General features: G+C 74.3%; 17 protein-coding genes and 1 tRNA gene. 15 read left to right on the top strand and 3 right to left on the bottom strand.

Annotated elements, in window-relative coordinates:
• The first annotated feature begins 261 nt into the window (after nt 1–261).
• The 5 genes from V5O49_RS12530 to V5O49_RS12510 are packed head-to-tail and all read left to right on the top strand — an operon-like array spanning nt 262 to nt 8,510.
• A complete protein-coding gene (locus V5O49_RS12530; RefSeq protein ID WP_332902498.1) occupies nt 262–1,827 on the top strand; it encodes a pyridoxal phosphate-dependent decarboxylase family protein in 1,566 nt (521 codons plus the stop codon).
• Nucleotides 1,824–3,212: a lysine N(6)-hydroxylase/L-ornithine N(5)-oxygenase family protein gene (locus V5O49_RS12525; protein ID WP_332902497.1), complete on the top strand. Its 1,389-nt coding sequence runs from the start codon at nt 1,824–1,826 to the stop codon at nt 3,210–3,212. Before V5O49_RS12530 ends, V5O49_RS12525 begins: the two co-directional genes overlap by 4 nt.
• Nucleotides 3,209–5,746, top strand: coding sequence for a GNAT family N-acetyltransferase (locus V5O49_RS12520; RefSeq protein WP_332902496.1), 2,538 nt, complete (start codon nt 3,209–3,211; stop codon nt 5,744–5,746). Before V5O49_RS12525 ends, V5O49_RS12520 begins: the two co-directional genes overlap by 4 nt.
• On the top strand, nt 5,743–7,923 hold the full coding sequence (locus tag V5O49_RS12515) for a penicillin acylase family protein (RefSeq protein WP_332902495.1): 2,181 nt from the start codon (nt 5,743–5,745) through the stop codon (nt 7,921–7,923). The genes V5O49_RS12520 and V5O49_RS12515 overlap by 4 nt, the downstream gene beginning before the upstream one ends.
• Nucleotides 7,920–8,510 (top strand): GNAT family N-acetyltransferase, encoded by a 591-nt coding sequence (locus tag V5O49_RS12510; protein WP_332902494.1) that lies wholly within the window; start codon nt 7,920–7,922, stop codon nt 8,508–8,510. Before V5O49_RS12515 ends, V5O49_RS12510 begins: the two co-directional genes overlap by 4 nt.
• 155 nt (nt 8,511–8,665) lie before the next feature.
• Here the strand turns inward: V5O49_RS12510 and V5O49_RS12505 are convergent, their stop codons facing one another.
• Nucleotides 8,666–9,745: a LacI family DNA-binding transcriptional regulator gene (locus V5O49_RS12505; RefSeq protein WP_332902493.1), complete on the bottom strand. Its 1,080-nt coding sequence runs from the start codon at nt 9,743–9,745 to the stop codon at nt 8,666–8,668.
• 96 nt (nt 9,746–9,841) lie between these two features.
• Here V5O49_RS12505 and V5O49_RS12500 point away from each other — a divergent pair, with 96 nt between their 5' ends.
• Both V5O49_RS12500 and V5O49_RS12495 read left to right on the top strand, forming a co-directional pair.
• A complete protein-coding gene (locus V5O49_RS12500; RefSeq protein ID WP_332902492.1) occupies nt 9,842–11,110 on the top strand; it encodes an MFS transporter in 1,269 nt (422 codons plus the stop codon).
• On the top strand, nt 11,107–12,342 hold the full coding sequence (locus V5O49_RS12495; protein WP_405001180.1) for a UDP-N-acetylmuramate dehydrogenase: 1,236 nt from the start codon (nt 11,107–11,109) through the stop codon (nt 12,340–12,342). The genes V5O49_RS12500 and V5O49_RS12495 overlap by 4 nt, the downstream gene beginning before the upstream one ends.
• Nucleotides 12,343–12,387: 45 nt before the next feature.
• Here V5O49_RS12495 and V5O49_RS12490 read toward each other — a convergent pair whose 3' ends face one another.
• Nucleotides 12,388–13,407 (bottom strand): L,D-transpeptidase family protein, encoded by a 1,020-nt coding sequence (locus V5O49_RS12490; protein WP_332902491.1) that lies wholly within the window; start codon nt 13,405–13,407, stop codon nt 12,388–12,390.
• A gap of 118 nt (nt 13,408–13,525) precedes the next feature.
• Nucleotides 13,526–14,551, bottom strand: a complete 1,026-nt coding sequence (locus V5O49_RS12485) for an adenosine deaminase (RefSeq protein WP_332902490.1) — start codon at nt 14,549–14,551, stop codon at nt 13,526–13,528.
• Nucleotides 14,552–14,717: 166 nt separating this feature from the next.
• On the opposite strand from V5O49_RS12485, the gene V5O49_RS12480 reads away from it, so the two are divergent.
• The 8 genes from V5O49_RS12480 to V5O49_RS12445 all read left to right on the top strand — a co-directional run bounded on the left by V5O49_RS12480 (nt 14,718) and on the right by V5O49_RS12445 (nt 20,562).
• Nucleotides 14,718–14,793: transfer RNA gene (locus V5O49_RS12480), tRNA-Trp, on the top strand.
• Nucleotides 14,794–14,925: 132 nt separating this feature from the next.
• Complete coding sequence (gene secE, locus V5O49_RS12475; RefSeq protein ID WP_405001179.1) at nt 14,926–15,180, top strand: preprotein translocase subunit SecE; 255 nt, start codon at nt 14,926–14,928, stop codon at nt 15,178–15,180.
• A gap of 67 nt (nt 15,181–15,247) precedes the next feature.
• Complete coding sequence (nusG, locus tag V5O49_RS12470; protein WP_278236518.1) at nt 15,248–16,051, top strand: transcription termination/antitermination protein NusG; 804 nt, start codon at nt 15,248–15,250, stop codon at nt 16,049–16,051.
• A 96-nt stretch (nt 16,052–16,147) separates the two neighbouring features.
• Complete coding sequence (gene rplK, locus V5O49_RS12465) at nt 16,148–16,579, top strand: 50S ribosomal protein L11 (RefSeq protein ID WP_332902489.1); 432 nt, start codon at nt 16,148–16,150, stop codon at nt 16,577–16,579.
• Nucleotides 16,580–16,691: 112 nt separating this feature from the next.
• Complete coding sequence (gene rplA / locus V5O49_RS12460) at nt 16,692–17,399, top strand: 50S ribosomal protein L1 (RefSeq protein ID WP_278236520.1); 708 nt, start codon at nt 16,692–16,694, stop codon at nt 17,397–17,399.
• Nucleotides 17,400–17,658: 259 nt separating this feature from the next.
• Nucleotides 17,659–18,267 (top strand): RNA polymerase sigma factor, encoded by a 609-nt coding sequence (locus V5O49_RS12455; protein ID WP_278236521.1) that lies wholly within the window; start codon nt 17,659–17,661, stop codon nt 18,265–18,267.
• Nucleotides 18,258–18,755 carry a hypothetical protein gene (locus V5O49_RS12450; protein WP_332902488.1) on the top strand — a complete coding sequence of 166 codons (498 nt, stop codon included), beginning with the start codon at nt 18,258–18,260 and terminating at the stop codon, nt 18,753–18,755. The genes V5O49_RS12455 and V5O49_RS12450 overlap by 10 nt, the downstream gene beginning before the upstream one ends.
• A 67-nt stretch (nt 18,756–18,822) precedes the next feature.
• Nucleotides 18,823–20,562 (top strand): S8 family serine peptidase, encoded by a 1,740-nt coding sequence (locus V5O49_RS12445; RefSeq protein WP_332902487.1) that lies wholly within the window; start codon nt 18,823–18,825, stop codon nt 20,560–20,562.
• Nucleotides 20,563–20,624 lie beyond the last annotated feature (62 nt).

The following is a 20,624-nucleotide window of genomic DNA, read 5'->3' as shown; positions in this document are numbered from 1 at the left end:
TCCCGCGAGGTAGGCAACTTCTCCGCGAGGTAGCACGCGACCCGTGCTACCTCGCGGAGACGTTGCCTACCTCGTCGCGGTTCTGCCTACCTGGCCAGGTGATTGCCTACCTGGCCTGGGTGTTGCCTACCTCGCGGGACGTCGCGTGCGTCACCGCGATCCCGGGTCTCGAATCGTGGCGGGGAGGTGGACAGGGAACTTAGGCCTGTCTAAGTTAGGCGAGCCTGCCCTGCCTACCGACCCCTCGAGGAGCGCCCGGACGTGTCCACCACTCCGCCCGACACGCGGTCGACGCGCGTCGACACCCTGCTGCGCGGCGCCACCGCGGGCGCCTACGCCCGCACGGTCCGCCGCGTCGTCGACGACGTCGCCTCCCGGTTCGCCGCGGTCACCCAGCCCTGGAGCGGTGCGAGCCGCCGTGAGCTGACCGAGCTCGTCGACGGCGTCGACCTCGACGGCCCCGGTATCGGCACCGACGACGCCCTGCACGAGACCGCCGACCTTTACGCCAGCCACACGGTCTGGTTCCACGACCCCGGCTACGCCGCGCACCTCAACTGCCCCGTGGCGATCCCCGCCGTCGGCGCCGAGGCCATGCTCGCGGCGATCAACACCTCGGTGGACACCTACGACCAGTCCACCGTCGCCACCCTCATGGAGCGGCGGCTGGTCGGCTGGACCACCGCCCGGATCGGGTTCGCCGCCGGCGACGGCGTCTTCACCTCGGGCGGCACGCAGTCCAACCTGCACGCCCTGCTGGCCGCCCGCGAGCGTGCCCTGACCGGCCCCGACGGTGCCCGCCTGACCGGAGCCGCCCGCGCCGAGCGTCAGGGCCGGTTGCGGATCCTGGCCACCGCCGCCAGCCACTTCTCCGTGGCGAAGTCCGCGATGATCCTCGGCCTGGCCGACGACGCCGTGGTCCCGGTCGGCACCGACGCCGACGGCCGGATGGACCCCGCCGCCCTCACCGCGGCGCTCGCGGCCACCGCCCGGACCGGCGGCGTCGCGATGGCGGTCGTCGCCACGGCCGGCACCACCGACCGGGGCACGATCGACCCCCTGGCCCGGATCACGGAGCGGTGCGACGAGGCCGACGTGTGGCTGCACGTCGACGCGGCCTACGGCGGCGGTCTGCTCGTGTCCCCGACCCGTCGGCACCTGCTCGCGGGCATCGAGCGGGCGCGCAGCGTGACCGTCGACTTCCACAAGACCTTCTTCCAGCCGGTCTCGGCCAGCGCGGTCCTGGTCCGCGACCCGGCGGACCTGGCCCGTACGGCCTGGCACGCGGACTACCTCAACCCGGTCGAGGACTCCGCCGAGATCAACCAGGTCGACCGCTCGCTGCAGACCACCCGCCGCTTCGACGCCCTCAAGCTGTGGACGACGCTGCGCGCGATCGGCCCGGACGGCATCGGCGCGATGCTCGACGCCGTGTGCGACCTGGCCGCCGCCGTGCACGCCGACCTGTCCGACGACCCGGAGCTGCAGCTGGTCTGCGGCACCGACCTGTCGACGGTGATCTTCCGCTACCAGCCCGACGGCGTCACCGACGCCGAGGCGGACGCCCTGGTCCCCGCCGTGCGCCGGGTGCTGTTCGACTCCGGCCGGGCCGGGGTCGCCAAGACCGTCGTCGACGGCCGGCCCTGCCTCAAGCTCACCCTGCTCAACCCCGAGGTCACCCTCGACGACGTGCGCCGGGTGCTGACCCTGGTCCGCGACGCCGCCCACGGGATCCTCGCCGGCCGGGAGCTGGCGGACCTCACCGCACCGCCCTGCCGGGACGTCCACCCGCACCTGCAGCGCACCTCCGAGGGGGAGCCCCGATGAGCACCTACGACGTCGTCGGCATCGGCATCGGCCCCTTCAACCTCGGCCTCGCGGCGCTCGCCGACCCCCTGGAGGACGTGGACGCCGTCTTCCTGGACCAGCGTCCCGGCTTCTCCTGGCACGCGGGCATGATGCTCGAGGGCGCCACGATCCAGGTGCCGTTCCTGGCCGACCTGGTCACCATGGCCGACCCGACCTCGCCGTACTCGTTCCTGGCGTTCCTCAAGGAGACCGGGCGGCTCTACCCCTTCTACATCCGCGAGTCGTTCTACCCGCTGCGGGCCGAGTACGACGAGTACTGCCGCTGGGTCGCGGCCCGGCTGGACACCCTGCGCTGGGGGCGGCGCGTCGTCGCGGTCGAGCACGACGCCGCGAGCGACACCTACCTCGTCACCGCGGAGGTCGCCGACGACGACGGAGTCAACCGCGAGCAGTACCGGACCCGCCACGTGGTGCTCGGCGTCGGCACGTCGCCGCGCCTGCCGTCCCCGCTCGCCGACCTGGCCGAGGAGGCCGCCGGGACCTCGGGCGCCGGACCGGTGGTCCACACCGCCGACTACCTCACCCACCGCGGCGCCCTGCGGGCCTCCGGCGCGGTGACGGTCGTGGGCTCGGGCCAGTCCGCGGCCGAGGTCTACCGCGACCTGCTCGAGGACGCCGGCGCCTACCGGCTGGACTGGGTGACCCGATCGCCGCGGTTCTTCCCGATGGAGTACACCAAGCTGACCCTCGAGATGACGTCCCCGGAGTACACCGCGCACTTCCACGGGTTGCCGACCGAGCTGCGCGACCTGGTGGGGCGCGAGCAGCGCAGCCTGTACAAGGGGATCAGCGGCGACCTGGTCGACGACATCTACGACACGCTGTACCGGCGCACGGCCCTGGGCCGCGAGGTCCCCACGACCCTGCTCACCGACACCGAGGTGGTCGCCGCCCGCGCGGAGCGGGCCGACGACGGCGGGACGGAGTACGTGCTGACCCTGCGGCACGGACAGCTCGGGACGACGGCGGAGCACCGCACCCGCGCCGTCGTCGCGGCGACGGGGTACGCGGCGGGAGTGCCCGCGCTGCTCGACCCGGTGCGCGACCGCCTGCTCCTGGACGACCAGGGCCGGTTCGCCGCGACCCAGGACTACACCGTGAGCTCCGACGCCCGGATCCACACGCTCAACGGCGAGGAGCACTCGCACGGCATCACCGCGCCGGACCTCGGGTTCGGTCCCTGGCGCAACTCCGTGGTGCTCGCGAAGATCACCGGCCGCGAGCCGTACCCGATCGAGCGACGGATCGCGTTCCAGCAGTTCGGTCTGCCGGGCGGGGCGCCCGCGTCCGACGGCGGTGCCCCGGCCGGGACCGCGCGCACCGCACCGGAGGGCGCCCGGTGACCGCCGCGACCACCGCCCGCGCCGCCGTGGACAGCGTGTTCGCGGTCGGCACGCGCCGGGGCGAGCTCACGTTCTCCCCGGTGGACCCCGACCACGACGCGCCGGTCGTCCAGGGCTGGCTGGCCCACCCGGCCTCGGGCGCGTGGCACATGACCGACCTCGGTGTCGACGACGTCCGCGACTACCTGGGCGCGGTCGCGGCCGACGACGCCCAGGACGGCTGGCTCGTCCGCCTCGACGACGAACCGGTCGCCTACGTCGAGACCTACGACCCGGCCCGCGTGCTGCTCACCGCGGTCCACGACGCCGCTCCCGGGGACGTCGGCATGCACCTGCTCGTCGCGCCGGCGCCCGCGGACCCGGCCGCGCGCCGCCGGGGACTGACCGACGCGGTCATGTCCGCCGTCGTGCGCTTCTGCCTCGCCGACGCCGCGGACGGCGGGCGCGGGGGAGCGCGGGTCGTCGTCGAGCCCGACGTGCGCAACGCACCGATCGCGGCGAAGAACGCCGCGGCCGGGTTCCGGGTGCTGGGCGAGGTCGAGGTCACCGACGGCGGGCACACCAAGACCGCTGCGCTGAGCGTGTGCACCCGCGCCGACTTCGCCGCGTCCCCGCTCGGTGCCGGGGTGGACCCGGCACCCCACCTGCGCGCCGACCTCGCCGACCACGCCCACCGCCACCTGGCCGCCAAGGCGCTCGCCGAGCTCACCCACGAACGGCTCTTCGCGCCGGTCGCCGACGGGACCGCCGACGGCACCTCCGGAGCAGGCGGTGCGACGCGCTACCGCCTCGACCTCGACGGCGTCACCTACACCTTCGACGCCCGCACCTTCGTCCTCGAGCACTGGGTGATCGACCCCGCCTCGATCGTCCGCACCGCGCGCGGGGACCGCGAGCAGGGCGGCACCGCGCTGCCGGTCGACGTCCTGGAGCTGGTCGCCGAGCTGCAGCCGTCGTTGCAGATCCCCGACGAGCTGCTCGCCACCTATCTCGAGGAGCTCTCCAGCACCCTGGCGGCGGCCATGGCCAAGCGGGACCGTGAGCTGTCCGGCCGCACCCCCGACGCCGCGGGGCTGGTCGCGGGACTCACCGCGCCGGCACCCGGTGGACCCGGAGGGGCCGACCCGGACCGGGACCCTGCTGACCAGGACCCCGCTGACCGGGCCGAGGACCGCCGTCGGACCGCCGAGACTTTCCAGGCCGTCGAGGCCGCGATGTCCGAGGGGCACCCGGGCTTCGTCGCGAACAACGGCCGTATCGGCTTCTCCCTGCCGGACTACGAGGCGTTCGCCCCCGAACGCGGCGGCCGGCTGCGGCTGCAGTGGGTCGCCGCCCGGCGCGAGCACACCCACCTGGCGCTCGCGGACGACCAGACGGAGTCCGGGCTGTACGACGCCGAGCTGTCCGGCGCCGAACGGGCGGCGTTCGCGGACCGGCTCGCCGCGCGCGGGCTGGACCCGGCCGGCTACCTGTACCTGCCGCTGCACCCGTGGCAGGCCGAGCACCGGCTGCCGATCACGTTCGCCGCCGACGTCGCCCGCGGCGACCTCGTGCCCCTCGGGCCCGGCGCGGACGAGTACACCCCGCAGCAGTCGATCCGCACGATGTTCAACCGGACCCGGCCGGAGCGGCACTACGTGAAGGTGGCGCTGGCCATCCAGAACATGGGGTTCCTGCGGGGACTGTCCCCGGCGTACATGCGGGCCACGCCCGCCATCAACGACTGGGTCGCGGACCTCGTCGACGGCGACGCGACCCTGGGGAGCGCCGGCTTCGGCGTGCTGCGCGAGCTCGCCGCGGCCGGCTACACCGGCGACGTCTACCACCGCACCCCGCGCCCCAACGCCCACCGCAAGATGCTCGCGGCGCTGTGGCGCGAGTCCCCGCTGCCGCGCACCGCGCCCGGCGAGCGGCTGGCCACCATGGCGTCCCTGCTGCACCGCGACGCGGGCGGCCGGGCGCTGGTCACCGAGCTCGTGCGGGCCTCCGGCACCGACCCCGCCGACTGGGTGCGGGCCTACCTCGACGCCTACCTCTACCCCCTGGTGCACTGCCTGCGCGCCCACGACCTGGCGTTCATGCCGCACGGGGAGAACCTCGTGCTCGTGCTGCGCGACGGCGTCGTCCGGCGGGCGTTCATGAAGGACATCGGCGAGGAGGTCGCCGTGCTGTCGGACCGGGCACTGCCGGAGCAGGTGGCCCGGATCGCCGCCCCGGTGGACGACGCCGAGAAGGCGCTGGCGATCTTCACCGACGTGTTCGACGGCGTGCTGCGCCACCTGGCCGGGATCCTCGCCGTCGACGGGGTGCTGGGCGAGGACCGGTTCTGGGCGCTGGTCGGCGAGTGCCTCGACCGGCACGAGGCCGAGCACCCGGACCTGGACTCCGGCGTGGATCTGCGTGCCGCCGGGTTCGCGCACTCGTGCCTGAACCGCCTGCAGCTGCGCAACACCCTGCAGATGGTGGACCTCGCCGACCAGTCGAGCTCGCTGATCTACGCCGGCACGCTGGCGAACCCGGTCGGGCGCCGATGACGTTCGAGGTCTTCCGCGACGACTCGGGGGTGCCGCACGTGCGGGCTGCCACCGAGCCGGACCTCGCCCGCGGGCAGGGCTACGTCACCGCCCGCGACCGCGGCTGGCAGCTCGAGTCCGACCGGTGGCGGGCCGAGGGTCGGCTCGCCGCCCGGTTCGGGCCGAGCGGGCTGGTCTGGGACCGCTTCGCCGTCCGCGTCCGCCTGGCCGACACCGCGCGGCGGGTCCACGCGGCGCTCGCCGAGCCCGAGCGCGTGTGGCTCGCGGCATACGTCGCAGGCGTCAACGCCGGCCTGTCCGACGGCGGCCGCGACGTCCCCGAGATGGACGCCCTGGCCGCGGCCCCCGGTGACCTGCCCGAGCACGAGCCGTGGCCGGACTGGATGCCGCTCGGCGTGTTCCTGACCAACCACGTCCTCTTCGGCACCTGGCCGCACCTGCTGTGGCGCGAGCACGTGGTCCGGACGCTCGGGGCCGATCATCCCCTGACCGCCGTCCTGTCCGGGGCCGACGACGGCGCGGGGTCGGGGTCGAACGCCTGGGCGTTCGCCGGGACACGGACGGCGAGCGGGCTCCCGCTGCTGGCCGGCGACCCGCACCGGCTCCTCGAGCTGCCGGGCGTCTACCAGCAGGTCCGGCTCGCCTGCGACGCCTACGACGTCGTCGGCCTGGCGTTCCCCGGCGTGCCCGGGGTGCTGCACTTCGGTCAGGCGGTGTCCACCGGCGGAGCGCCCGAGGGCGGTGCCTCCGGCCCGGCCTCCGTGGCGTGGGGCATCACCAACGCGATGGCGCACGCCGCCGAGCTGTACGTCGAGACGCCGGAGTCGCTCGACGGGTCCTGCGGGCCGGTCGAGTCCGGGGTCGAGACGGTGCCGGTCCGCGGCGGCGACGCCGTCGAGGTGGGCTGGACCGAGACGCCCCGGGGTCCGCTGGTCACCGACACCCACGCACTGCGCTGGCCCGTGCGGGTCGACGCCGACCTCGGGGTCGCGTCCTGGCGGGCCCTGCAGCGGGTCCGCTCCGCGGCGGACGTCGCCGCGGCGTTCGCCGGCTGGGTGGAGCCGGTCAACCGGGTGCTGACCGCCGACTCCGACGGGGCCGTGCTCAGCCTGACGGCCGGCCGGGTGCCCGACCGGCCGCGGGCCGAGCGGGTGCTGCCCCACGCCGTCGTCCCCGGTGCCGGCCGGTCCGCGACCCTGCCGCCGTGGCGGCCGTCGTCGCCGGCGGTCGCGGTCCACGACCTCGCCGTCGACGCCAACGAGCGCCCCGACGTCGCCGACCGGGTCCCGGACCTCGGGCTGACCTACGCACCGCACCGCGCGGGCCGGATCCGCGAGCTCCTGGCCACGCCCCCGGACGGTGGTGAGCGGCCCGAGGAGCAGACCCGGGTGCACGGCGACGTCTCGGACCAGGGCGCGGCGGACCTCGTGCGGTGGCTGGACGACGTCGGCGGGCCCCGTGTCGGCCCGGCGGCCGCCCGGGTCCGGGCCTGGGCCGCCGGCGGTGCGCGCATGGACCCCGACTCCCGCGAGGCGGCGCTGTTCGCGGTGTGGCGGGACCTCCTGACGCGGCGGGTGGCGGCGCACCCCGCGCTGGCCCCGGTCGCCGCCCCGCACGGGATGACGGCCGTGCTGGACCCGTGGCTGGATCTGCCGGCGCGGGTCGGCCAGGTGCTCGACGCGGTGCTGGGGGCGGGCGAAGCCCTGACGCCCCCGCTGGACGCCCGGGCCGAGGCGCGTGCCGCCCTGGCGGACGCCCGCGCCGAGCTCTCCGGGTGCCGGCAGGTGGTGCGCCGGGGGACGGCGGAGGGCACCTGGGGCGCGCGGCACCCCGTCGTGCCCCTGCACGCCCTGGGGGACGCGACCGGTGTCGACGCGGCGGCGGTGCCGCGGGTCCCTCGCGAGCTGCGGGTCCCGATCGGGGGCGCCGCCGACACCGTGTGCTGCACGGGGTCTGTGCCGGGGGTGTCGCTGGCGTCGTGGCGCGGGTCGGTGGCGCGCTGGGTGTGGGACCTGTCCGACCGACGCCGCAGCCGCTGGGGGGTGCCGTTCGGTGCCTCGGGCGACCCGCGGTCGGCGCACTTCGCCGACCAGCACCCGCAGTGGGCGCGGGCGGGCACGGACGCGATCGAGACGGACTGGGCGCGTCTGCGCCGCGAGACCTGGGGGGACGCATGAGCGAGCGGGTGCTCACGGGGGAGCGGGGCGCCGAGGTGTGGCGCCGTGGCGAGGTCGCGGTGCACGTGCTCGACCCGGCCGCCGACGTCGACGTCCTGCACGCGTGGGTGACGCGTCCGAACGCCGGCTTCTTCGGGCTCGGGGGCCTTGCTCGGGACGAGCTGCGCGAGACGTACGAGTTCGTCGACTCCCTGCCCACCCATCACGCCTACCTCGTGCGCGTGGCGGGGGAGCCGGTGGCGCTGGTTCAGCTCTACCATCCGGAGGACGACCCGCTGGCGGCGGCGTACGACGTGCAGCCGGGGGACGTGGGCATGCACTTCTTCAAGGGCAGCGAGGCCGTGGGGTGGCCCGCCCTGGGCGCCGCGCTGGCCCGGTTCGGGTTCACCGCTCCGGGTGCCCGGCGGGTCGTCGTCGAACCGGACGTGCGCAACCGGGCCGCGATCGCGCGGATGGTCGCCATGGGGTTCGAACCGGCCGGCGAGATCCACTTCGAGTCCCCGCACGGGCCCAAGGACGCGATGCTGGCGTTCCTCACGCGCGACCGCGCCACGGCACTGCTCGCCGAGGACCCTCCGCCGAGGTAGGCAGCTTCCGGCCGAGGTAGGCATCGTGCGGCCGGTTGCCGCCGACGGCGCGGCCGGTCTCGGGAGGTCTCTGCCTACCTCGCCGGGCAACCGCCTACCTCGGCGGCGGACTTGCCTACCTCGCCGGGGAACCGCCTACCTCGGCAGAAAATCGCCTACCTCGCGGGGGCCGGACCCGTCGTCGTGCCGGGCACCAGCCCGACCGGCAGGGACACCGACGTCGGCTCCCGCCCGGCGATGAGGTCGATGGCCGCCTGACCGAGCTTCATGCCCTTGTCCCGCAGCGGCTGGTGCACGCTGGTGAGCACGTCGGGGGAGAGCCACGGCAGGTCGAGGCCGTCGAACCCGGCGACGGAGACGTCCTCGGGGATGCGCAGCCCGAGCTCGCGGGCCGCGATGACGGCGCCGGCCGCGAGCAGGTCGGAGTGCGCCACGATCGCCGTCGGCCGCTCGTCGGCCGGCACCCACGTCCCGAGGATCTCCGTGGCGGCGTCGCGCCCGTGCTCCACCAGCGAGGCGGGCGTCTCCCAGGTGATCACGGGGTCGACGACGTCGCGGATGCCTGCCATGCGGTGCGCCGTCGGGGTGCGGTCGGCGCAGGCCAGCCGCTCGGCGTCCACGGGCCCGGAGCGTTCTCCCCGGCCGAAGGGCAGGGAGATCTCCGCGATGCGCGTGTGCCCCAGGTCCACGAGGTGCCGGACCGCCTCGGCGGCCCCGGCGCGGTCCTCCAGCGCGACCAGCGGCGAGCCCTCGATCGCCCGTCCCTCGCCGACGACGACGGGGACGTCGCGTCGCTGCAGCGCGGCCAGCGTCGGGTCGTCGGTCAGGACGCCCCACACCAGCACCGCGACGTCCATCGCGGCGGTCTCCAGCAGCGGGTCGACCGTGTCCTCCCCGAGGTCGACCCCGGGGATGAGCAGGACCCCGAGCCCCTCGGTGCCCAGCACGTCGACCAGGCCGTCGAGCACCTGCACGGCCACCGGGTCGCGGAACGCGCGTCCGGGGTGGTCGCCGATGACGACGCCGACGATGCCCGACCGTCCGCGCCGCAGCTGGCGGCCCAGCGGGTTGGGGCCGGTGTAGCCGAGGTCGGTCGCGGCGGCGAACACCTTGTCGCGGGTCTCGGGGGTGATCGGGCCCGAGCCGGAGAAGGCGAGGGAAGCCGTCGAGACGGACACCCCGGCGCGCTCGGCGACCCGTGCGAGCGTCGGTCGGTTGCTCGGTGTGCGGCCCATGCAGCTCCTTCCCCGGCCGGCGAGTGGCGTCAGCCTACCGGCGCGGTCCCATCGAATCGATTTGACCATGCCGGGGCAGTGATGGATCGTCGAAGGGTGAACTCCTCCGCCCCCACCCGGGCCGTCCCCCGCCCGGTCCGCGGCGCCGTCGTGGCGGTCTACGGCGTCTTCGTCGCCGCCGGCTTCGGCATGGCCACCTGGGCCTCGCGCATCCCCGCCGTCCGGGACGGGCTCGACTTCACCGAGGCGCAGATGGGCGTGCTGCTGCTCACCGCCTCGATCGGGTCGATCTGCGCCCTGCCGCTGTCGGGGATGATCACCTCCCGGCTCGGCGCCGCCCGCACCGTCCTGGGCTTCGCGGTGCTCTCGGCCGCCGGGTTCGCCGTCGCGACCCTGGCCATCGACGCCGGGCTGCCCTGGCTGGTCCGCGTCGGCCTCTTCCTCGCGGGCACGGGCATGGGCGTGTGGGACGCCGCCATGAACCTCGAGGGCGCCGTCGTCGAGCAACGGCTCGGCAAGGCGATCATGCCTCGGTTCCACGCCGCCTTCTCCTTCGGCACCGTCGCCGGCGCGGGCGTCGGGGCGCTCGCGGCCTGGGCGCAGGTGCCGCTCACGGCACACCTCGTGTCCGTCGTCGTCCTCGACGCCGTCGTCGTGGCGCTGTGCGTGCGGGCGTTCCTGCCCGCGCACGAGGCGGGCGCCGTCGTGACCGACACCGGGGACCAGGACGCCGCCGCCGACCCCGCCACCGCCGTCGAACCCTCCCGGGGCCACTCGGTCAAGGACACCCTGGCGACCTGGCGCGAGCCGCGCACCCTGCTCATCGGGCTCGTCGTGCTGGCCGCCGCCCTGACCGAGGGGGCCGCCAACGACTGGGTGGGCCTGGCCACGGTCGACGGCTTCGAGACCGGGGACGGCATCGGGGCGCTGGCCCTGGCGGTGTTCCTCGTGGCGATGACCGTGACCCGGTTGGTCGGCACGGAGATCATCGACCGCTTCGGGCGCGTCGTCGTGCTGCGCGGCGGCGGGCTCGCGGCGCTCGTCGGCGTGAGCGTCTTCGCCCTGGTGCCGAACCTGCCCCTGGCGCTGGCCGGGGTGTTCCTGTGGGGGGTCGGCACCGGGCTCGGCTTCCCGATGGGGATGTCGGCCGCCGCGGACGACCCGTCGCGTGCCGCCCTGCGGGTCGCCGTCGTCTCGACCATCGGCTACTCCGCCTTCTTCGTGGGGCCCGCCCTCATCGGTTTCCTCGCCCACTACACCGGGTACCGCCTCGCCCTGCTCGTGCTGGCCGTGCCGGTGGTGGTCGGCCTGTTCGTCGCGGGCGCGGCACGACCCCCGCAGCGCGCGTCTACGCTGGACCCGTGAGCCAGACCGCCGCGAAGCCCGCCGCCGGAGGCGCCCTGCCGCACCCCGCGCTCGGACCGGATGCCGCCCCGAACCTGTCCGACCTGACCACGCTGCGCGTCGGCGGACCGGTCGACCGCTACGTGGAGGCGACCACCGAGGCCGAGCTGATCGACGCCGTCCGGTCGGCCGACGACGCCGAGGTCCCGCTGCTCGTGGTCGGCGGCGGCTCCAACCTGCTCGTCTCGGACGCGGGCTTCGACGGGCTCGTCGTGCGCGACGTGCGTCAGGGCCTGGAGGCGGACCTGTCCGCCTCCTGCGACGTGGAGGAGGGCGCCTGCGGCGGCGCCACGATCACGTTGCCGGCCGGGCAGGACTGGGACGCCTTCGTCGCACAGGCGGTGGCGAACGAGTGGGTCGGCGTCGAGGCGCTCTCCGGCATCCCCGGCACGATGGGCGCCGCCCCGGTGCAGAACATCGGCGCCTACGGCCAGGAGGTCTCCGGCGTCGTGGCCGCGGTGCGCGTCTGGGACCGCGACACGGGCCGGCGGCGCACCCTGACGCTGTCCGAGCTCGGCTTCGGGTACCGCACCAGCCTGCTCAAGCGGTCGATGCGCGGCGACCGCGCCGCCGGGGAGGACATCTGGTACCCGACGCCGCGCTATGTCGTCCTCGACGTCCGGCTGCAGATGCGCATGGGCTCGCTCTCCGCCCCGGTCGGCTATGCCGAGCTGGCCCGGCGGCTCGACGTCGAGGTCGGCACCCGCGCCCCGTCGACCGAGGTGCGCGACGCCGTGCTCGAGCTGCGGGCGGGCAAGGGGATGCTGCTCGACGGCGTGGGCGGCGCCCCGACGCCCGACCACGACCGCTGGTCGGCCGGGTCGTTCTTCACCAACCCGGTCGTCCCGGCCGAGGAGGCCGCGGCCCTGCCCGACGACGCGCCGCGCTTCCCCGTGCGCTCCGCCACGCCCACGACCACGACGGGCCCCGCGCTCGGGGAGGTCGACCCGCGCTGGGTGAAGACCTCCGCGGCGTGGCTCATCGAGCACGCCGGGTTCACCAAGGGGTTCGGGCTGGCCGGCGAGCACTCGCCCGCGCGGCTGTCGACCCGGCACACGCTCGCCCTGACCAACCGCGGGGGAGCGACGGCGCAGGACCTCGTGGCCCTCGCCCGTGCCGTGCGCGACGGCGTCCGCGACGAGTTCGGCGTCGAGCTGGAGCCGGAACCGGTGCTGGTGGGCCTCGCGCTCTGAGGGCGCCGCCGTCGGGCGCGCCGCGCCGGTGGGAGGACCCTGACCTCAGTGCACGACGACGGTCGTGCCCTTCGGCATCCCCCAGGCGTCCCACAGCCAGTTCATCGCCGCGTTCGACACCCGGATGCACCCGTGCGAGGCCGGCACCGGCGGGATCGACGGTGAACCGTGCACGGCGATGCCGCCCGTGAAGTACTTCGGCCGGTACATCGCCCCGAGCTCCAGCGTGGACTCGTGCAGGTAGTCGCGCTCCATGTAGACGGAGTAGGTGCCGGTCGGGGTCCGGGCCCGGTAGGACCGGCCCTGGGCCTCGAACGTCTCGCCGTTGCCCGAGGAGGCGTTGAACGCGCGCACGACCCTGCCGTCCTGCACGGCGAGCAGCAGCTGCCGGTCCAGGTCGATCTCGACGACCTTGCCCGACGACGAGACCGTGCGGGGGCGGACGCCGTCGTCCAGGGCCGACTCGGTCCGCGGGCCGACGACGGCGTCGCGGTACAGGCCCGCCGCCTTCTGCAGCGCCCAGACGGCCTGCTGCGTCTGCGGGCCGAACACGCCGTCGACGCTCGGCAGGAAGTAGCCGAGCTCGACCAGCCGCTCCTGCAGCTCGCGGACCTCCGCGCCGCGGGAGCCGACCTCGAGGTGGTCCGGCTCCGGGGCGGGAGATGGCTTCGCCGCCTTCTTCTCGCGCTTCTTGTCGGTCTTCTCGTCCTGCGTCCCGTCGGCCCCGTCCTCCCCGGCATCGGGCTCGGTCGCCTCGCCCGGGGGTTCGGTCGTCGGTGACGGCGAGGTCTCCGGGGTCGTGGACGGCGAGGGCTCGGGCTCCGGCGAGGCCGTGGCCGAGGGCGTGGGGTCCGGCACGGTCGGGTCGGGCTCCGGGACCGCGGACGGTGTCACGGACGCGGCGGCCGACGGGTCTGCCACCGGCGACGGCGGCGTCGGCGTCGTGGACGCGGCGGTGTCGGTCGGCTCGCTCGTCGCCGGCCCGCACGCCCCGAGCAGGAGCAGCGCGACGACGGCGGCCGCCGCGGCCGCTCGGCGCCCCGGCGGGCGACCCGGTCCCGTCATGAACCACTCCTCTCGCCCGCGCGTCCGCGCCGGTCCGACGTCCTCCCATCATGCCGCGCCCACCGCGAGGCGCGCGGCGACGCTCCGCAGCGGGGAACTACGAGCTCGGGGCGGCCGGTCAGGCGGGCCCGTTCGCCAGCCAGTCGTCCACGCCGTCCAGCAGTCGTCGACGCGTGGCCCGGGAAGCGCGCGAGGCGCGGATGGAGGCCCGGGCCAGGTCGGCCAGCTCGGCGTCGCTGAACCCGTGCACGGTGCGCGCGGTCTCGTACTGGTCCAGCAGGCGGGAGCCGAACAGCAGCGGGTCGTCGGCGCCGAGGGCCACCTGCGCCCCTGCCTCGACGAGCTGCCGCAGCGGGACGTCCTCGTCGTGCTCGTAGACGCCGAGAGACACGTTGGAGGCCGGGCACACCTCCAGGGCGACGCCGGACTCGACCAGCGAGCCGAGCAGCGCCGGGTCCTCGATCGAGCGCACCCCGTGGCCGAGCCGGTCCGGGTCGAGCGCGGCGACGACCTCGCGCACGTGCGTCGGCCCCAGCAGCTCACCGCCGTGGGGGACCGAGGCCAGTCCGGCGCGCCGCGCGATCGCGAAGGCCCGCGCGAACTCGCGCGTGTCGCCGCGCCGCTCGTCGTTGCTCAGGCCGAAGCCGACGACCTCGCCCGGCCCCTCCCCGGCGTACCGGGCGGCCAGCCGCGCCAGCGTGCGGGCGTCCAGCGGGTGCTTCATGCGGGAGGTGGCGACGACGACGGCGACCTCCAGCCCGTGCCGGGCGCTCGCGGCCCGCGCCTCGTCCAGGACGATCTCCACCGCCGGGGTGATGCCGCCCACGAAGGGCGCGTACGACGTCGGGTCCACCTGGATCTCCAGGCGTCCGGACCCCTCGGCGGCGTCGTCGGCGGCCGCCTCGTCGACGAGCCGGCGCATGTCGGCCTCGGAGCGCACGCAGTGCCGGGCGGCGTCGTAGAGGCGCTGGAACCGGAACCAGCCCCGCTCCGTGGCCGGGACGCGCAGGGCGACGCCGTCGGTCAGCGCCGAGGGGAGCCGCAGGCCGTACGCGGTGGAGAGCTCGCGCAGCGACGACACCCGCAGCGATCCGGTGAAGTGCAGGTGGAGGTGGGCCTTGGGGAGCGATGCCAGGTCACGCACCCGGGACAGTCTGCCCCACGCCTCCGTCCGGGCTGTGAGGAACCGGTCGTGCGGCGGTGGTTCGACCCAGCGTCCCGCGTCGCGTACAGTAGTCCCTCGGTGGTTGACGATCACCATGCTGGACCGCGCCCTGGTGCGGATCCGGGCGGTGCGTCGTCGAGCACGAAGGGTAGTGGCGCAATTGGTAGCGCAGCGGTCTCCAAAACCGCAGGTTGCAGGTTCGAGTCCTGTCTACCCTGCCAGCGTGATCCCCCGCGGGGCCGCGCAGCGGGGTCGCGTCAGTGCGTGACCCGGAACGCCAGAAGTCTGTGCCGTGGGTGCGTCGTCGGCAGGCGGCGTGGCTGCGGTGTGATCGCGAAACGGGGTAGGTCGAAGTGAGCGAGTTGCCGGCTGAGGCCAGCACGCACGACACCGGTTCGGGCAAGGAACGTCGCAACGTCTTCGCCCGGATCGCTCTGTTCGTCCGCCAGGTGGTCGGCGAGCTCCGCAAGGTGGTCACCCCGACCCGGTCGGAGCTGATCAACTACACCATCGTCGTCATCGTGTTCGTCACGATCGCGATGCTGTTCGTGACCGCGCTCGACTACGTCCTCGGCCTCGGAGCCTTCTGGCTCTTCGGGGACGGCTGAGCCGACCACACCCGGCGCCGGCCCCGGACCGCACCACCCCATCCGAAGCCAGAAAGCAGGTTCGTTCGTGTCCCAGGATCCTCTGGAGCAGACGGAGAACGTCGACCCCACCCAGCCCGACGCCGACGGCGCCGAGGCTGACCTCGACGTGCCCGCGGACGCGGACACCACCGAGCAGGCCGAGGAGACCGAGGCGGAGGCCGCGGAGCCCACGCAGGACGAGGGCGCGGCGGACGCCGACGGCGACGTGATCGAGGACCCGGCCGAGGAGCTGCGCCGCACGCTGCGCGGCCAGCTGGGCGACTGGTACGTCATCCACTCCTACGCCGGCTACGAGAACCGTGTGAAGGTCAATCTGGAGAACCGCACCCAGAGCCTGAACATGGAGGACTACATCTTCCAGGTCGAGGTCCCCATGGAGGACGTCACCGAGATCAAGAACGGGCAGAAGAAGTCCGTCCGCCGCGTGCGGATCCCGGGGTACGTCCTGGTGCGCATGGACCTCACCGACGAGTCGTGGGGCGCGGTGCGCCACACGCCGGGCGTGACCGGGTTCGTGGGACACACCCACCAGCCGGTTCCGCTGTCGCTCGACGAGGTGTTCGGCATGCTCGCGCCGACCATGCTCGAGGAGGCCCCGGCGAAGCCCGCCGCGGCCGCCGAGAAGGGTGGCGGCGCGGCTGCGCAGCCCGCCATCGAGGTCGACTTCGAGGTCGGCGAGTCCGTCACCGTCACCGACGGTCCGTTCGACACGCTGCCCGCGACGATCTCCGAGATCAACGCCGAGGCCCAGAAGCTCAAGGTCCTCGTGTCCATCTTCGGCCGGGAGACCCCGGTCGAGCTGTCGTTCAACCAGGTCGCCAAGATCTGACCGGCGCACCGGTCCTCCGGTGCGCCGCGCGAGCGGCACCCCTGCAACCGGGTCATCGCCCACGGCGTCGGCCCAGCAACAGAAAGTGGTAGCAACATGCCTCCCAAGAAGAAGGTCGCCGGCCTCATCAAGCTCCAGATCCAGGCCGGTGCGGCGAACCCGGCCCCGCCGATCGGCCCCGCGCTGGGTCAGCACGGCGTGAACATCATGGAGTTCTGCAAGGCCTACAACGCGGCGACCGAGTCGCAGCGCGGCAACGTCATCCCGGTGGAGATCACGGTCTACGAGGACCGCTCCTTCACCTTCATCACGAAGACGCCGCCGGCCGCGGAGCTCATCAAGAAGGCCGCCGGTGTGGCCAAGGGCTCGGCGACCCCGCACAGCGCCAAGGTCGCCCAGCTCACGCAGGACCAGGTCCGCGAGATCGCCGAGACCAAGATGCCGGACATCAACGCGAACGACATCGAGGCCGCGAAGAAGATCATCGCCGGCACGGCCCGCTCCATGGGCATCACCGTCCAGGACTGATCCTGGAATCCCGGCCTCGCGGCCGGGAGGACGAAGTCCCGACGACAGTCGTCGGGCACGTGGGAGGGTCCGCGCAGACCCGACGACCACGACTGCAGCAAGGAGAACGCAGATGGCACAGCGCAGCAAGGCGTACCGCGCCGCCGCGGCGAAGATCGACCGCGACAACCTGTACACCCCCCTCGAGGCCGTGAAGCTCGCCAAGGAGACCGCCTCGAAGAACGCCGACTCGACCGTCGAGGTCTCGTTCCGGCTGGGTGTCGACCCGCGCAAGGCGGACCAGCTGGTCCGTGGCACGGTCAACCTGCCGCACGGCACGGGCAAGACCGCTCGCGTGATCGTCTTCGCGAACGCGGCCAAGGCCGAGGAGGCCGCCGCGGCCGGTGCGGACGAGGTCGGCGGCGACGAGCTCATCGCGAAGGTGGCCGGTGGCTACACCGACTTCGACGCGGCCGTCGCGACCCCGGACCTCATGGGCAAGGTCGGTCGTCTCGGCAAGGTGCTCGGCCCCCGCGGCCTCATGCCGAACCCGAAGACCGGCACCGTGACCATGGACGTCACCAAGGCCGTGTCGGACATCAAGGGCGGCAAGATCGAGTTCCGCGTCGACAAGCACGCGAACCTGCACTTCATCATCGGCAAGGCCTCGTTCGACGAGACCGCGCTGGTGGAGAACTACGCGGCGGCGCTGGACGAGGTCCTGCGTCTCAAGCCGTCCTCCTCGAAGGGCCGCTACATCTCGAAGGCGACCCTCGCGACGACGTTCGGCCCGGGCATCCCGGTCGACCCGTCGAAGACGGCGAAGCTCACCGAGGCCTGATCCTCGGACGCGCGACGAACGGCCCGGCACCCTCGAGGGTGCCGGGCCGTTCTGCGTCCCCGCCGAGATGTCCGGCTCGACGTGTATCAGGAGCACGGGCACCGCCTCCCTGGTGATGACACTGCCGAGCGGAGGGTGAAATCTCATGGGTGCGGGCACGGGGGAGCGTGGGCGGCGGGACGCCGCCCTAGGCTCGTCGGGTCCGCCTGAGTCGGGTTCGACCGAGTCGGGGAGCATGACGCACACCACGCGAGGAGCCATGACGCGTCCAGCCGAGACGTCCAGCCTGGGAGACCGAGCCGCCGTGGCGGTGATCGAGTACCGCGAGGGGCGGCCGGGCGCGATGACCGACTTCGTCCGGGAGGCGTCACCGCTGCTGTGGCGCACGGTCAGGTCGCAGGGCGTCTCGCGGGAGGCGGCCGACGACGTCGTGCAGCAGACGTGGGCCGCGCTCGTGCGCCACGTCGACTCGATCAGCGAGCCGAAGGCGACCCTGAAGTGGTTGCTCGTGACGGCACGCCGCGCGGCGTGGGAGGCCGTCCGCAAGGACCGGACGGACGACATGCGCCGCACCGGGCTGCCGGACGACGACGCCGAGACCGCGACGACGCTCCCGGATCCCGCGCCGGGCCCCGAGGCGGAGCTGCTGCGCAACGAGCGCGACCGCACGCTGTGGGCCGCGCTGCGCGAGCTGCCGGAACGGTGCCAGGAGCTGCTGCGACTCGTCTCGCTCGCCGACCGCCCGGACTACAGGTCCATCTCCGCCGCGATCGGGATGCCGATCGGGAGCATCGGCGCCACGCGGGGACGGTGCCTGGCCAAGCTGCGCACCGTCCTCACCGAACGAGGGGAGACCTCATGGACATGACCGAGTTCGACGACGTGCCCGGTGCTGACGCACCGCTGGACGCGTCCGACGTCGCGCTGCTCGCGCGCGTCGCGGAGCTGGACGACCGCCTCGATCCCGCCCCGCACGGGCTCGCCGAGCGTGCGCTGTTCGCCATGACGCTCGCCGGCCTGGAGGCCGAGGTCATGGAGCTGCAGGTCGTCGAGACCCCGGTCGGGTCGGTCCGCAGCGACACCCCGGTGGAGACGCGCACGATCACGTTCACCCACGAGCGGCTGACGGTCATGATCGCCCTCTCGGCGGGCGCAGCGTCCGGGACGGTCAGGATCGACGGCTGGATGGCACCGGCCGAGGCTCTGGAGATCGTGCTGCGCCGGCCTGACGAGGAACGCGCCACGATGTCCGACGAGGACGGCCGATTCGTCCTCGAGGACGTCCCCCGGGGGCCGGCGAGCCTCCTGGTGCACCAGGGCGAGACGCCGGTGACGACGCCCGTCATCGAGCTGTAGCCCACCTGCTGTCGACGGAGAAGCACATCAGGGCCGGTTCGCCGTGCCCGCACTCGAGGAGGAGCACGTGAGCGAGACGACCATCGAGGACGCGGCCGGCGGACGGCGTCCCGTCCGGCACCTGGACCCCGACCGGGTCCGACGGAGCCCGGGCGCGTCCCGGGTCCGGGAGACCGACTACGTGGCCGACCGGCTCATCGTCCGGGGCACCCTTCCGGAGGACCTGCGCCGCCGTGTCGTCCCGGAGGCCGCCGCGCTCGGTGCCGGCGGGCAGGGAGCGGTGGTCGCCCTGGACGACTGGGCCGGCGAGGGCGAGCCGACGAGCTGGCTCGACGGCGTGCGGCGGATCGCGACCGAGATGGGGTACCGCGTCGTCTACGACGGCACCCTGGGCGACCTGGCCGGGGACGAGGTCGACGACGAGACGTTCGGCTACGCGCTGCGCCTGGTCCCGCTGCGGGACGACGACGTCGAGGTCGACGTCTGGCAGGTCCTGGAGCGGATCGTCGGCGAGCTCGGGGCGCTCGACGAGCGTGACGACGCCGACGAGGGAGACCGTCCGACCCCCCGCGTCGGCCTGGACCACGTGCTGCGGGCGCAGCGTCACCGCTCCACCCCGCTGCCGTTCGTGCCGGTCGCGCGGCCACGGAGCACCCCGCTGCCGTTCGGCGCGATCGACGAGTACGGGGTCGCCGGCAGCGGCGGTCTGACACCGGTGGGATACCTGGGAGCGCCGCCCCGGCGGTCGCTGGCCGACGGGCCGACGCCGTGGCACGCCGCCGACGGGACGCGGCGACCCGTGGTCGCCGTCGTCGACACGGGTGTCGGGTCGCACGGATGGTTCGGCGACTACGACCCGCACGACCCGCAGGACAGCGCCGTCGTGGTGCGCACGGCGACGCTCGACGGCCGTCCGGTGGGCACCTTCCCCGTCCCGCGACACGCCACCGCGGACGCGGACTTCGGCGGCCTGAGCGTCGACCCGTTGACGGGTCCGCTCGATCCCGTGGCCGGTCACGGCACCTTCATGGCCGGTGTCGTGCACCAGGTGTGCCCCGACGCCGTGCTGATGGCCGTGCGCGCGTTCGGCGGGTCCGGCGACATCCCCGAGTGGGAGGTGCTGCACACCCTGTGGCGGCTCCTGCGGTTCCACCGGCGCGGCGTCGCCGGCGACCCGGGGTACCACCAGGTCGACGTCGTCGTGCTGGCGATGGGCTATTACCACGAGCAGCCGGAGGACTACGGCTACGACGGGCCTCTGCGCCGGGTGCTGCGCGCGCTGCGCCGGGCCGGGGTGGTCGTCGTGCTCGCCTCGGGCAACGACGGGACCACCCGGCCGATGTTCCCGGCCGCCTGGGCCCCGCACCTGCAGCAGGACCCCGACGCGCTCCGACCCGTCGACCCGGACCAGCTCTCGGACCGGCACCCGCCGCTGCTCGTCGCCGGTGCGGCCAACCCGGACGGCACGACCGCCATCTTCAGCAACGACGGTCCGTGGGTGACGTGCATCCGCCCGGGGGCCGCCGTGCTGTCGACGATGCCCACGACGCTCGACGGCCCCGAGACCCCGGAGGCCTCGGTCGCCGAGCGTCTCCGGCCGGGGACCCGGGCCACGGTCGACCCCGACGACTTCACCGGTGGGTTCGCCACGTGGAGCGGGACGTCGTTCTCGGCGCCCTACCTCGCGGGCGAGGTCGCTGCCGCCCGGCTGCGGACGGGCGCCCGCGGCGCGGTGGGGGTCGACGGTGCGTGGGATGCTGTGACCAGGACGGTCGCACTCGACCGGGCGGGCGGGGACGGTGCGTAGGAGGTAGGAGATCGACAGGGCGGCGCTCGACGAGCGGCTCCGCGAGGCGCAGGAGCACAACG

This window comes from Isoptericola haloaureus, assembly GCF_036689775.1.
Taxonomy (GTDB): domain Bacteria; phylum Actinomycetota; class Actinomycetes; order Actinomycetales; family Cellulomonadaceae; genus Isoptericola; species Isoptericola haloaureus.
This window is presented reverse-complemented; position numbering and strand designations above follow the sequence as displayed.